The 13932-nt window shown below is 72.0% G+C and carries 11 protein-coding genes; 5 read left to right on the forward strand and 6 right to left on the reverse strand.

Going from position 1 to position 13932, the window contains the following annotated elements; translation table 11 throughout:
- Positions 1–55 precede the first annotated feature (55 nt).
- Entirely contained in the window at positions 56–877 is an 822-nt protein-coding gene (locus AC3CF1_RS04715; protein WP_488449637.1) for a TetR family transcriptional regulator, read from the forward strand.
- A 45-nt stretch (positions 878–922) separates the two neighbouring features.
- Here the strand turns inward: AC3CF1_RS04715 and AC3CF1_RS04720 are convergent, their stop codons facing one another.
- Positions 923–2701 (reverse strand): ABC transporter ATP-binding protein, encoded by a 1779-nt coding sequence (locus AC3CF1_RS04720; protein WP_488452040.1) that lies wholly within the window; start codon positions 2699–2701, stop codon positions 923–925.
- 99 nt (positions 2702–2800) lie between these two features.
- Between AC3CF1_RS04720 and AC3CF1_RS04725 the strand changes: the two genes are divergently transcribed.
- Complete coding sequence (locus tag AC3CF1_RS04725) at positions 2801–3232, forward strand: MarR family winged helix-turn-helix transcriptional regulator (protein WP_330466942.1); 432 nt, start codon at positions 2801–2803, stop codon at positions 3230–3232.
- Between the two features lie 111 nt (positions 3233–3343).
- The gene (locus AC3CF1_RS04730) at positions 3344–5128 is read left to right on the forward strand and encodes an N-acetylglutaminylglutamine amidotransferase (protein WP_488449638.1); all 1785 of its coding nucleotides are present in this window, start codon (positions 3344–3346) and stop codon (positions 5126–5128) included.
- A gap of 10 nt (positions 5129–5138) precedes the next feature.
- Here AC3CF1_RS04730 and AC3CF1_RS04735 read toward each other — a convergent pair whose 3' ends face one another.
- The 5 genes from AC3CF1_RS04735 to AC3CF1_RS04755 form a co-directional block, all read right to left on the reverse strand.
- Entirely contained in the window at positions 5139–6272 is a 1134-nt protein-coding gene (locus AC3CF1_RS04735) for a carboxylate-amine ligase (protein WP_488449639.1), read from the reverse strand.
- 69 nt (positions 6273–6341) lie between these two features.
- Positions 6342–7550: an RNA polymerase sigma factor gene (locus AC3CF1_RS04740; RefSeq protein ID WP_488449640.1), complete on the reverse strand. Its 1209-nt coding sequence runs from the start codon at positions 7548–7550 to the stop codon at positions 6342–6344.
- Positions 7551–7552: 2 nt separating this feature from the next.
- Complete coding sequence (locus AC3CF1_RS04745) at positions 7553–7909, reverse strand: YciI family protein (protein ID WP_488449641.1); 357 nt, start codon at positions 7907–7909, stop codon at positions 7553–7555.
- Between the two features lie 414 nt (positions 7910–8323).
- A complete protein-coding gene (locus tag AC3CF1_RS04750) occupies positions 8324–10960 on the reverse strand; it encodes a discoidin domain-containing protein (protein WP_488449642.1) in 2637 nt (878 codons plus the stop codon).
- 230 nt (positions 10961–11190) lie between these two features.
- The gene (locus tag AC3CF1_RS04755; RefSeq protein ID WP_488449643.1) at positions 11191–12390 is read right to left on the reverse strand and encodes an ROK family transcriptional regulator; all 1200 of its coding nucleotides are present in this window, start codon (positions 12388–12390) and stop codon (positions 11191–11193) included.
- A 238-nt stretch (positions 12391–12628) separates the two neighbouring features.
- Here AC3CF1_RS04755 and AC3CF1_RS04760 point away from each other — a divergent pair, with 238 nt between their 5' ends.
- Both AC3CF1_RS04760 and AC3CF1_RS04765 read left to right on the forward strand, forming a co-directional pair.
- A complete protein-coding gene (locus AC3CF1_RS04760) occupies positions 12629–13183 on the forward strand; it encodes an extracellular solute-binding protein (protein WP_488449644.1) in 555 nt (184 codons plus the stop codon).
- Entirely contained in the window at positions 13081–13926 is an 846-nt protein-coding gene (locus AC3CF1_RS04765) for an extracellular solute-binding protein (RefSeq protein WP_488449645.1), read from the forward strand. Before AC3CF1_RS04760 ends, AC3CF1_RS04765 begins: the two co-directional genes overlap by 103 nt.
- Positions 13927–13932 lie beyond the last annotated feature (6 nt).

A 13932-nucleotide genomic window follows, 5' to 3' on the forward strand; every position in this document is an offset into this window, starting at 1 on the left:
AGCCGAATCAACGGTGATCGTGCCCACCGGTCAGGGCGTCGCTAGGCTGGCCGGCATGACCGCCGATCCCGCGGACGACACCCGCACCCGGATCCTGCGCGCCGCGCTCGACCTGTTCGCCGAGCACGGCTACCAGCGGACCTCGCTGCGCCAGATCGGCGAGCGGCTGCGGCTGACCAAGACCGCGATCCTGTACCACTTCCCGGCCAAGGAGCACCTGCTCGCCGCCCTGGTCGAGCCACTGCTGGCCGACCTGGAGAGGCTGCTCGACGCCGCGCAGACGCAACCCACCGAGCGGGCCCGGTGGACGGTGCTGGAGGGCTGGGTGGACGTCATACTCGCTCATCGTCGACCGCTCGGCATGCTCTACCACGACATCGCATTGGTCGGTCGGGGCGACACGTACCATCGGTTGATCACGATCGCGATGCGGGCCAACGACATCATCGCGGGGCCGGATGCCGGACGTCGGGAGCGGGTCCGGGCGGTGCAGGCGGTCGCCGCGTGCAGCGATCCGGTCGTCTTCTTCACCGACGTGTCCGACGAGGTGCTGCGCGCCGACATGCTCGACGGCGTACGCCGACTGCTGACCGCACCGACAGCGGACGCCGCAGGTCCGACGGAAGCCGACCCGGCGGGCGCGGACGCGGGCCCCACGCACCCGCCGAGCCTGGCCCTCGCGAGCCGTGCGGACGCGGCGCCGGGCGGCGGGGCGGCTGCCCGTCGGCGGCGGCCCGGTCGGCCGCGGGCGCTGGGTCGGGAGCAGGTCGAGGCGGCCCGGCGGATGCACGCGGCGGGCACCCACTCGGTGGACGCCATCGCCGCCACGTTGGGTGTCTCGCGGGCCACCGTCTACCGCCACCTGGACGGACAATAATGAGACAGTTTTAGCGACGGTTTCGAGACGGTTGTGAGCGGATGCTCAGGCCGCCAGGGTGGCGTAGCGGCCGTTGCGGTCCAGCAGACTGTCGTGGGTGCCGGCCTCGACGATCCGGCCGTGGTCGAGCACCGCGATCTGGTCGGCGTGGCGCACTGTGGAGAGCCGGTGCGCGATGGTGATGGTCGTCCGCCCCTCGGCCAGCACGTCGAACGCGCGTTGCACGGCACGCTCGGTCTCGGTGTCCAGTGCGCTGGTGGCCTCGTCGAGGACCAGGATGCGCGGGTCGCGCAGCAGCGTGCGGGCGATGGCGAGCCGCTGCTTCTCGCCGCCGGAGAAGCGGTGGCCACGGGAGCCGACAGTGGTGTCGTACCCGTCGGGCAGCCCGGCGATCAGGTCGTGGATCTGGGCGGCGCGGGCGGCGTCCTCGATCTCGGCGTCGGTGGCGTCCGGTCGGGCATAGCGCAGGTTCTCCCGGACGCTGGTGTGCAGCAGGTACGTCTCCTGGCTGACCACGCCGACGATCGCGGCCAGGTCGGCCAGTCGCAGGTCGCGCAGGTCGACGCCGTCTATGGTGACCCGGCCGGCGGTCGGGTCGTGCAGTCGGCTGACCAGTCCGGCGAGGGTGCTCTTGCCGGAGCCGGTCTCACCGACCAGGGCGAGGCTGGTGCCTGCGGGCACGTCCAGGGTGATCCCGGCGAGCGCCGCGGTGTCGCTGCCCGGGTAGCCGAAGGTGACGTCCTCCAGGCGCAGGTGGCCGCGCACCCGAGCCGGGTCGAGGCGGACCGGCTCGGTGGGGTCGGCCACGTCGACGGGCAGGTCCAGGTATTCGAAGATCCGGGCGAACAGCGCCAGCGACGCGGTGAGCGAGACGCCCACGTTGAGCAGACCCATCAGCGGTCGGAACAGGCCGCCCTGCAGGGCGGTGAACGCCACCAGGGTGCCGATGCTCAGCGTGCCGGCGGCGCCGGGCAGGCCCGCGGCGAGGTAGATGACCGCCGGTACGGCGGCGAAGATGATGCTCATCGAGGCCATCCGCCAACGGCCGGCCAACTCGCTACGCAGTTCCAGGTCGACCAGGCGGGCCGACGAGGCGGTGAACCGGTCGACCAGAGCGGGGCCGGTGCCGAGGGTCTTGGCCAGTTGCACGCCGCTGATCGAGAGCCCCTCCTCGACGGTGACGTTGAGGTCGGCGAGTTCGCGTTGCCGTTCGGCGGTGATCTCGCGGCGCATCCGGGCGACGCGGCGGGTCAGCCAGACGGCGGGCGGCAGCACCACGAGCGAGACCAGGGAGAGCTGCCAGGAGAGCGCGACCATGGCGACCGCTGTGGCGACCACAGTGGTGAGGTTGGACGCGACGGCGGTGGCGGTGGACGTGACCACCGACTGCATGCCGCCGATGTCGTTGGTGATCCGGGACTGCACCTCGCCGGTGCGGGTGCGGGTGAAGAAGCCGAGCGACTGGCGCTGGAGGTGACTGAAGACGTCGGTGCGCAGCCGGTGCATGACCTGCTGGCCGACCTGGGTGGAGATCCAGGTCTGTACGACGCCGAGGGCGGAGGTCACCGCGGCCACGGCGACCATGCCGACGACCAGCCAGACCAGCAGGGTCACGTCGCCCTGGGGTAGGGCGCTGTCGATCACGGCACGCAGCAGGAACGGGCTGGCCATCGCGATGATCGAGGAGAGGACGATGATCGCGGTGACGGCGGCCAGCGCGGGACGGTGGGGGGTGAACAGGCGGCCGATGCGACGCAGCGACACCTGGCGGGCCTGCGTCTTCTCTTCGGCGCTGACAGTGTGGTGGCCGCGGTCGCGGCCCATGGGGGTGCGTTCCAAGGGGCACTACCTTCCGGTCAGGGAAACATTACTGAGGTTACCTCAACATGAGGGAACAACCGCATCGGCTGCTACGGTATTCCGGTGATCGAGCACACGTCCGACGGCGCGGACGACGAGAGCCTGGCCGAGACGTTCTGGGCGGTGGCGTCCCGTCTGCGCCGGCAGACCCGGGAGTCGTTGGCGCCCTGGGACATCACCCCGAGCCAGTCCCGGGCGCTCGGTGTCCTGGGCCGGCACGGCGAGGTCCGCCCCGGCACGCTCGCCGAGCACCTGCACATCGCGCCCCGCTCGGCGACCGAGGTCGTCGACGACCTCCAGGTTCGTGGGCTCGTCGAGCGCCGGCCCGACCCGGCCGACCGACGGGCGACCCTGGTCGCGCTCACCGAGGAGGGCAACCGGGTCAGCGCCGCCATCCGGGCCGCCCGCCGGGCCGAGGCGGACCGCTTCTTCGGCCACCTGGACGACGCCGACCGGGCCGAGCTGTCCCGCATCCTGCGCACCCTGCGCGCCTGACACCACGGGTTTACCCACACCGGGCGGGGGTAGCCAGCGGCCCCGTTCGGGGACGAGGTGACAGGAGGACGCTGTGTCGCTGGTGCCACACCTGATCCACCGCCCCGCCTGATGTGCGGGATCAGCGGGGAGGCCCGATTCGACGGTCGCTCCCCCGACGCGGCGGCGGTCACCCGGATGACCGAGGCGATGCGCTCGCGCGGCCCGGACGACGAGGGCCTGTTCGCCGACGGATGGGTGACCCTCGGGCACCGCCGGCTGACCATCATCGACCTGTCCGACGCGGGCGGGCAGCCGATGGTCCGCGACGACCTGGGCCTGGCGCTGGTCTTCAACGGCTGCATCTACAACTACCCCGAGCTGCGCGAGGAACTGCGGAACGCCGGGTACGCCTTCCACTCCACCAGCGACACCGAGGTCATCCTGGTCGCGTACGCGCACTGGGGTGAACGGTTCGTCGACCACCTGGTCGGCATGTTCGCGATCGGCCTGGTCGACCGGCCGCGGCGGCGGCTGATCCTGGCCCGCGACCGGCTCGGCATCAAACCGCTCTACCTGGCCGAGACACCTGGGCGGCTGCGGTTCGCCTCCACCCTGCCCGCGCTGCTGCGGGCCGGCGACGTCGACACCAGCATCGACCCGGTGGCGCTGCACCACTACCTGTCCTGGCACTCCATCGTGCCCGCGCCACGGACGGTGCTGCGCGGTGTGCGCAAGCTGCCGCCGGCCACCCTGCGGGTGATCGAGGCGGACGGGCGCAGCCGCGAGGAGGTGTACTGGCGACCCGACTACGTGCGGGAGCCCGCCGACGCGGGGATGGACGCCGCCGACTGGAAGGCCGCCATCGGGGACGCGCTGCGCGCGGCGGTACGCCGACGGCTGGTCGCCGACGTGCCGGTCGGCGTGCTGCTCTCCGGTGGACTGGACTCCAGCCTCATCGTGGCGCTGCTCGCCGAGGCCGGGCAGCAGCACCTGCGGACGTTCAGCATCGGCTTCGACAGCCGCGACGGCGAGTCCGGCGACGAGTTCCACTACTCCGACCTGGTGGCCCGCGCGTACGACACCGACCACCACCGGATCCGGCTGGCCGACGACGACCTGGTGCCGGCCGTACGGCGTGCCGTGCTGGCGATGACCGAGCCGATGGGCAGTCACGACGTGGTCGCCTTCCATCTGCTGTCCGAGCAGGTGGCGCAGCATGTGAAGGTGGCGCAGTCCGGGCAGGGCGCCGACGAGGTGTTCGCCGGCTACGGCTACCACCAGCCACTGGTGGAGGCACCCCGGCACAGCGCTGCCGAGACGTTCGCCGCCGCGTTCTTCGACCGCGACCACGACGAGCTGCGGGGCATCGTCGGCCCGGCGTACGCGCTTGAGCACGACGCCAGCCGGGAGTTGCTCACCGAACACCTCGCCGCGCCCGGGGCACAGACCGCGCTGGACGCCGTGCTGCGCCTGGACACCCACCTGATGCTCCCCGACGACCCGGTCAAACGGGTGGACAGCATGAGCATGGCGTGGGGGTTGGAGGTGCGTACGCCCTTCCTCGACCAGGACCTGGTCACCCTGGCCGCGCACTGCCCGCCGGAGCACAAGGTCGCCCAGAACGGCAAGGGCGTGCTCAAGGAGGTCGCCCGGGAGGTGCTGCCGGCCGAGGTGATCGACCGTCGCAAGGGCTACTTCCCGGTGCCGGCGCTGCGCAACGTGGACGGCCCGGTGCGGCACCTGGTCGCCGAGGCGTTGCAGGCGCCGGCCGCGCGCGAGCGGGGGCTGTTCCGCCCGGAGTACGTGGCACAGCTGCTCGCCGAGCCGGACCGGGCCGAGGCGGCGGCCGGCAGCAACAAGCTGTGGCAGCTCGGCCTGCTGGAGCTGTGGCTACAGACCCACGACATCCGCTGAACGCCGCCGATCAGCCGGCAGTCGTGCGGGCGGCCAGGTCGTCGACGACGGCGCGCAGGTCACCGGTGCGCTCCAGCACCCGACGCTGACGGGTCGCGCCGGTGCCGTCGCGGCGCAGCCGGGCCAGTTGCGCCAACACGTACCCCAGGTCGCCGTGGCGCAGCAGGGCCGGGGCGATCACCGCCATCAACTCGTCGACGAGCGCCCAGGCGGGGCGGGTGCCGCCGGCGCGCAGGTCGATCAGTTCGCCGTCGAGGCCGTCGTGGGCGGCCCGCCAGTGGGCGGCGGCGACCAGACAGTCGCGCACGGGCGGCGCGGTCACCCCGGCGCGTACGTCGTCGGCGAGGGTGGCGACCAGTGACCGGACCAGCGCGGCGACCAGCACCGCGTCGTCCACGTCCGGGCAGACGTCGCCCACCCGGATCTCCACCGTCGGGTAGGCCGACGACGGTCGGGCGTACCAGTAGACCATCGCGGCGTCGAGCATGATGCCGGCGGCGATCAGCTCGTCGACGGTCCGGTCGTAGTCGGCTGCGGAGTCGAAGTACGGCGTCGGGCCGATGCTGGGCCAGCGTTCCAGCTGCATGGACCGCCAGCTGGCGTGGCCAGTGTCGTGCCCGTCGTGCAGCGGCGAGTTGGTGGTGATCGCCTGCACCACCGGCAGCCACGTCCGCAGGTGGTTGCAGACCTGCACGGCCAGTTCCCGGTCGGGCAGCCCGACGTGGACGTGACAGCCGCACACCGCCGGGTCGTGCGCCACCGGGCCGTAGCGGCGCGACATCGCGTGGTAGCGCGGTTCGTCGGGGACCGTCCGGTGCGGCTCGGCCACCGGGGTGGCGCCGATCGCCACCAGCCGTGCCCCCGCCGCCCTGGCGGCCTCGGCGGCGGAGTGGCGCAGCGCCACCAGGTGCGCGCGCAGCTCGCTGAGGTCGGCGCAGACCGGGGTGACCATCTCCACCATGCTGTGCCGGAACTCCTGGCGGCTCTGGTCCCGGGCGGACCCGCGCAGCGCGGACAGCACCTGGTCGGCCACCGGCAGGTTGCGCCCGCTGTCTGGGTCGAGCAGCAGGAACTCCTCCTCGACGCCGAGCGTGAGGGTGGACAGGTCGGGCACGGTGCCGGCGGTCGCCGAACGGTACTTCATGGTTTCTCGCCCTCCACTGCTGCGGCCGGCGCCTCGGTTTCCCGGCCCGGCCCGACGGCAAACGCCCGCTCAGGAGGCCGCCAGGGCCGCCGCGCGGGCGGTGAGGAAGGCCCGTTCGGCCGCGTTGTCCGTCAGGGCGACGGCTGTCCGGTACGCCTCGACGGCCTCCGCCTCCCGGCCGAGGCGGGCGAGCAGGTCGGCGCGGACCGCGTGGTGCACGTGGTAGCTGTCCAGGTCGAGCCGATCCACCTCGGCCAGCCCCGCGGCCGGCCCGGCCACCTCGGCGAGCGCGACGGCCCGGTTCAGCGCGACCACCGGGCTGGGGGCGACGACCGTCAGGTGGTCGTACAGCTGGAGGATCTGACCCCAGTCGGTGTCGGCGCTTCGCGGCGCGGCGCTGTGCACGGCGGCGATCGCGGCCTGGATCTGGTACGGCCCGGGCCGGTCGCGGCGCAGGCAGCGGCGCACCAGCGCCTGACCCTCGGTGATCAGCTCGGCGTCCCACCGGGCCCGGTCCTGGTTGGGCAGCGCCACCAGCTCACCTGCGGCGTTGGTCCGCGCGTTGCGGCGGGACTCGGTGAGCAGCATCAACGCGAGCAGACCGAGCGCCTCCGGCTCGTCCGGCATCAGCTCGACCAGCAGCCGGGTCAGCCGGATCGCCTCGACGCACAGCTCGGCGCGGACCAGCTGTCGCCCGGCGCTCGCCGTGTACCCCTCGTTGAAGATCAGGTAGAGCACCGCGAGCACCGCGTGCAGCCGGTCGGGCAGGTCGGCGTCGCGGGGCACGCGGTACGGGATCCGGGCGTTGCGGATCTTCGACTTGGCACGGACCAGCCGTTGCGCCATGGTCGCCTCGGGCACCAGGAAGGCCCGGGCGATCTCGGTGGTGCTCAGCCCACCGAGCAGGCGCAGGGTGAGCGCGACCCGGGCCGCCGGGGCGAGCGCCGGATGGCAACAGGTGAAGATCAGACGGAGTCGGTCGTCGCGCACGGGTCCCTCCTCGACGGGTCCGTCGGCGGCGAACAACAGGGCGGCCTGGGCGTGCCGGTCGACCCGGGACGCGTCGCGGCGCAGCCGGTCGATCGCCCGGTTCCGGGCCGTGGTGATGATCCAGCCGGCCGGGCTGGGCGGCAGGCCGGTCGTCGGCCAGCGCGCCACGGCGACGACGAAAGCCTCCTGCACAGCCTCCTCGGCGAGGTCGATGTCGCCGAGGAGGCGAACCAGAACGGCGACCGCGCGCCCGTACTCCGCGCGGAACACCGCCTCCACATCCGGCACGGTCAGTCTCCGGCCCCCGCCTGGAAGGGGCGGACCTCGATCGGCAGCGTCGTGGCCAACGCGTAACGGCGGCCCACGTCCAGGGCGGCGTCCAGGTCGGGCACGTCGATGATCGTGATGCCGCCCAGGTACTCCTTGCCCTCGGCGAACGGGCCGTCGGTGACCAGGACGTCGCCGTCGCGGGCGCGCAGCACGGTGGCGGTCTCCGGGCCGTGCAGTCCCTGGCCGAAGACCCACGAGCCGGTGGAGACCAACTCGGCGCGCAGCTCACCGAGCTGGCGCATCACCCCGGCCAGAAACTCCGGGTCCGGGGGCAGCTCGCCCTGCGGCTGGTGAAGGCTGAGCAGGTACAGCGTCATCGTTCCTCCTCGCGGGGGGCCGGCCCGTCGCCGACTTCTCATCCTCCACACGATCGGCCGGGGCCCGGATCGACAGGCCGACGGAAAGTTTCTCGGAGGCCGGCCCGGCCCCGGGGTCGGCGTGCCCTTTGCTCTGCACCCCCGGATGCGACAGTCGGCGGCCCACCGAGGCGTCGCCTCGGTGGGTGCAGAGCAAAGGACGAAGGACAGGGGGTACGGTCCGCCCAGGTGCGGGTGCTGGAGGCCCCCGACCGGGTGGGCGGTGCCGGCGAGCGGGTGGCCGCCGAGGTGCTGGGCCGGTTGACCGGCACGACCGGAGCCGGCCCGGTCTCGGCGGGACCGGGCCGGCCACGGCCCTGGGTGCTACCCGGGCCGACCCGGTCACGGAGAACCGGGCCGGCGCGGGCGCCCCGGTCAGGGGTAGGTGGTCAGGTACACCTGCTGGTTGGCCGCGTTCGCGGTGCCACCGGCGTTGTTGATCACCCGGTTGATGGTGCCGACGCCACCGAGCGAGACGGTGACCATGTTGGTGAAGCGCACGTTCGGGTTGTTGGGCACCTCGAAGGCCCGCTCCTCCACGACGGCGGGGTTCACGTTGAAGTAGCTGTAGCTGCCCAGCCCCCACGCCTGGTGGCTGGTCACCGAATCGGCGACCTTGTACGCGGCGTAGCCCCGGGTCGACCCGTTCATCCAGGCCGCCTGGTTGGGCGGGTCGTACGGCAGCTCGTTCTGGTAGAAGTACGTCCGGCCGCCGTTGCCGTTCCAGATGGTCTGGTACTTCTGGTAGTGCTCGACGAAGAGGCCGTACATGGTGACGTTGTCGCCGTTGACCGTGAGCCCGGTGTCGGCGGTGTTCAGCGTCCACCCGGTGGGTACGCCGCTGGCCGCGTGGTCGGCCCGCCACAGCCACATGTGGTCACCGATCACGTTGTCGCTGTTGACGGTCAACGTGTTGGTGGCCTTGCCGACGTGTGGGCCGCCGATGCGGAAGAACACGTCGTGCAGCGAGGTCGGGTTGCTGGCGTGGCTCGCGGACGAGCCGGACGGCCCGACCTCCATCAGCACCGGCGAGTTCGTGGTGCCGGCCTCGAACATCAGGCCGGCCACCTTGACGCCGTCCACATCGGCCACCCGCATCCCCACGCTGCCGTTGTCGGCCTGGATGGTGGCCAGACCGAGGCCGAGGACGACAGTGTCGGCGCGGTTGACCTGGATCGGTTCGGTGACGTGGTGCACGCCCGGGGTGAAGAGCAGGTGCCGGCCCTGGGCGAGGGCCGCGTTGATGGTGGCCGCGCTGGTGCCCGGCTGGACGACGTAGAACTGCGACAGCGAGATGGACGAGCCGGCCGGGGTCTTGTTGTACCAGCTGGTGCCGGTCGAGTTGGTGCGCAGCGCCGGCACGAAGACCCGGTACTCACCGGTGCCGTCGACGTAGAGGAACGGCTTCTCCCGCACCTGCGGGGTCTGGCTGATGACGGTGTGCGACGGGTTGGGGAAGCTCGGCGCGGGAGCGCCGTTGACGCCCTGGAAGACCATGTTCCACACCGAGCCGGTCCAGCCGTTGCCGAACTCGCTGTTGCGCGAGTACCACTGCTGCTGCGAGCCGGAGACGACCAGGCCGTCGACGCGGGTGTCGGCCATCAGGCCGCCGCTGGACCAGCCGTCTCCGCCGTTCCAGAGCTGGATCTGGTTCTGCGCGCCGCGCAGGTGCATCCGCCGGTACGGCGCCGCCTGGGACACCGCCCAGCGCTCCACGGTCTGCCCGGCGGGCAGGGTGACCGACAGGTTCTCGGCGGCCCGCCAGAAGTTCTGGGTGGCGTTGCCGCCGAACCAGAACGCCTCGGTGCGCACGTGACCGTTGAGGTTGACGTCGTCCGGGCTCATGCCGAGGCCGGCGACCTGGGTGAAGAAGCCGAGGTTGACGTCGGCGGTGTAGGTGCCGGGCTTGAACAGCACCGCGTAGCGCTGCGGGCCGAACTGGTTGGTCTCCTGCTGGGTGAAGAGGGTGTTCAGTCGACTCTGGATCGTCGAGGTCGGGGTGCTCGGGTCGAAGACGAACGTGTTCGGCCCGAGGTTCGGGTTGCGCGGGTCGGTCGTGTCGACCGGTGGCTCGCCGGTCCCGCCGCCGGTGGTGTTCACCGCCAGCTCCCACAGCGAGTAGCCGTACGCGGTGCCCCGGGCGGTGCCGTACATCCGCAGGTACCGGCCGCTGCCGCTGACGGTCAGCGACTGCGTGCCGCCGGTGCCCGTGGTGGTCGAGTAGATGGTGGTCCAGGTGGCACCGTCGGCCGAGGTCTGGAGCTGGAACGCCCGGGCGTACGCGGCCTCCCAGGTGAGCACCACCCGGCAGATCGTGCGGGTGCTGCCCAGGTCGACGCGCAGCCACTGCGGGTCACTGGCGGCGCTGGCCCACCGGGTGCCGGTGTTGCCGTCGACCGCGGCGGATGCCGCGAGGCCGGCGTCCTGCGTGGACGACGCGGTCGCCGGGCTGCCCTGCGCGACGTTGGTGCTGCCGCAGGTGGGCGTGCTGCCGCCGGTCTCGCCGTAGACCTGGAACTCCCAGAGCGAGTAGCCGTAGCCGGTCCCCCGGGCGGTGCCGTTCATCCGCACGTAGCGGCCGGCGCCGGTGACGGTGAGGTTCTGGGTGCCGCCGGTGCCGGCGGTGGTCGAGTAGATCGTTGTCCAGGTGGCGCCGTCGTCGGAGGTCTGGAGCTGGAAGGCGCGTCCGTAGGCGCCCTCCCAGAGCAGGTTCACCTGGCTGATGGTTGCCCGGGCGCCCAGGTCGACCTGGAGCCACTGCGGGTCGCTGAACGCGCTGGCCCAGCGGGTGCCGGTGTTGCCGTCGACCGCGGCGGAGGCCGGGGTGCCGGCGTTCTCGGTGGACGACGCGGTGGCGGGGCGGCCCTGGGAGAGCAGGGTGGGTGCGGCCTGCGCGGGTGTGGTGGCACCGGCCGGGGTGAGCGCCGCGACCAGGGCCACGGTGAGCCCGACGATCAGGTGCCGGACGGCCCGTCGGGGACGCGGGCGTGCGGATATTGCACGAGATGTCATGACATCGCCTGTCGATAGGGGGTTACGGATGCCGGACGGGTGGGATCGGGTTGGGCCCCGTGGCGCCGTGGGTGGTGCCAGCGATGGGCGGCGCCGCGGACCGGAGAGCGCTCTCGAGTGAGTGTTGCGGCGAGATTGCGACGGCGTCAAGACATCGATCTATAACACCGTTATTTATCCCGAGCTTCGGGTTTTGTGTAATTTGCCGTCGCCGGCGCCGTCGTTCCGCCTCAGCGGCGGATGCCGCCCTCGGTGAGGAAGCGGGCGATCGGCAGGGTGGCGGCGCCCAGCGCCACGGCGTCCACGCCGAGCCGGCACAACTCGATCGACGCCTGCTCGTACGGCTGGCGCAGCGCCTGCCGGCCGGCGGCCTCCCGGACGGCCGGCAGCAGGTCGCCCAGCGCCATCGCCGCCCATCCGCCGAGCACCACCCGCTCCGGGTTGAACAGGTTGATCAGGTTGGCCACCCCGGCGCCGAGGTAGCCGGCGGTGTCGTCCAGCACCCGCCGGGCGGTGGCCGAGGTCTCGGCGGCGGCGACCAGCGCGGCGATCTGGGACTCCTCGTCCTCGCCGGGCACCGGTCGACCCCGGCGCGCCTCCCGGTAGCGGTCGATGATCGCCTCGGCGCCCACGTACGCCTCCAGGCAGCCGCGCGCGCCGCACCGGCAGGCCCGGCCGCCGTACACGAGGGTGGTGTGCCCCCACTCCCCCGCGCTGCTGGACGCACCCCGGTAGGTGGCGCCGTTGGTCACCACCGACGCGCCGACCCCGGAGCCGACAAGAGCGAAGACGGCGTGCCGGGCGCCCCGGCCGGCGCCGAACCACATCTCGGCCTGGCCGAGGGTCTTGGCGCCGTTGTCGATGTGCAGCGGCAGATCGGTGCCGACGCCGATCAGACGCTCCAGCGGCACCCGGTCCCAGCCGAGGGCCTGGGCGTGCACGACCGCCTCGGCGCCCTGCTCGACAACGCCCGAGACGCCGATGCCGACGCCGAGCACGTCGCCGGGGGCCACCTGCGCCTGGGCGGTCACCGCGTCGATGCCGGCCACCACGTGCCCGGCCACCAGGTCCGGCTCGGTCCGGGCCGGGTCGAGCGGGTACTCGATGCTGGCCAGCAGGGTCATCGCGAAGTCGAACAACTCCACCCGGACCCGGGTCTCGCCGACGTCCACGCCGACCACGAAGGCGAACCGGGGTGCGATCCGCAGCAGCATGCTGGGCCGACCGCCGTCGGACTCGGCGGCGCCGGCCTCGGCGACCAGCCCCTCGTCGATCATGTCGGCCACCACGTTGCTGACCGCCGGCTGACTCAGGCCCGTGCTGCGCACCAGGTCCTGCCGGGTGAGCGGGCCGTCGAGGAAGAGCTTGGTCAGCAGGGCAGACCGGTTGCGCAGCCGCACACTGCGGTTGGTGGCACGCGCCAGCTCCACTCGTCACCTCGTTTCCCGTCGGCCGTTCGAGGCGACTGTAACCGCCTCGTGCTTGACGACCCACCGGCCAGCAACTTTAATGACGACATAATTTAAGCCGTGATGTAACTCCCGGGAAACGCCGACGGACCCCGACGGCGCACCCCCGAACCCTGTCCGCAGCCGACCGCCCGTCGTCCCGACCCCTATCGGCGACGGAGGTCGGCGGACCCCCACCACGCACCGGAAGGGCTGACCCGTGTCGAGACGACACCTCGGGATATTCACCGCCGCCGTACTGGCCGCCGCCTCGCTGACCGCCTGCGGTGGCTCCGGCGACGACTCCGCCGCATCACCCAAGACCCTCACCTACTGGGCCAGCAACCAGGGCGCCAGCCTGGAGGCCGACAAGACGATCCTCCAGCCCGAGCTGGACAAGTTCGAGAAGCAGACCGGGATCAAGGTCACCGTCGAGGTGGTCCCGTGGTCGGACCTGCTCAACCGCCTGCTCGCGGCCGCCGCCTCCGGCAAGGGCCCGGACGTGGTCAACATCGGCAACACCTGGTCGGCCTCGTTGCAGGCCACCGGCGCGTTGGTCGAGTTCGACGACGCCGCCCTGCAGGCCGTCGGCGGCAAGGACCGGATCGTGCCGGCCGCGCTCGCCGCCGCGGGCGCCCCGGCAAGCCGCCGGCCGCCGTGCCGCTCTACAGCATGGCGTACAGCCTGTACTACAACAAGAAGTCGTTCGCCGACGCCGGCATCACCGCACCGCCGACCACGTGGGAGCAGCTCGCCGAGTACGGCAAGAAGCTGAGCACCGGCGGCAAGTGGGGCCTGGCGATCGAGGGGGCCAACCCGTCGGAGAACGCCCACCACGCGTTCACCTTCAGCCAGCAGTACGGCGGTGAGTGGTTCGACTCGGCCGGCAAGCCGACCTTCGACACCCCGCAGAATGTCTCGGCGATCAAGCGCTACATCGACTTCATGGCCGCCGACAAGATCACCAACCCGAGCAACGCCGAGTACGCGCAGAACCAGTCGGTCTCCGACTTCGCCAACGGCAAGGCCGCCATGCTGCTGTGGCAGTCCGCGGGCTCGAACCTGAAGACGCAGAACATGCCGGCCGACGCGTACGGAGTGGCCCCGGTGCCGTTCCTGGCCAGCCCGCCGCCCGGCGGCAAGAAGGTCAACAGCATGGTTGCCGGGATCAACATGGCGGTCTTCAAGCACACCAAGAACAAGGACGGCGCGCTGAGCTTCGTCAAGTTCATGACCAGCGACGAGGAGCAGACGCTCCTCAACAAGACGTACGGCTCGCTGCCGGCGGTGAAGACGGCGGGCTCCGACCCGGCGTTCAGCGCCACGGAGCAGAAGACCATCCAGGAGACCCTGGTCACCACCGCGGCCCCGCTCCCGCAGGTGCCCGAGGAGAGCACCTTCGAGACCCTGGTCGGCACCGCGATGAAGGAGCTGTTCGCGGACGCGGCCAGCGGCAAGCCGGTCACCGAGGCGTCGGTGAAGGCGAAGCTGACCGACGCGCAGCAGAAGATGCGCTGACCCAGG

It is taken from the genome of Micromonospora sp. MGP-C2 (assembly GCF_057766525.1).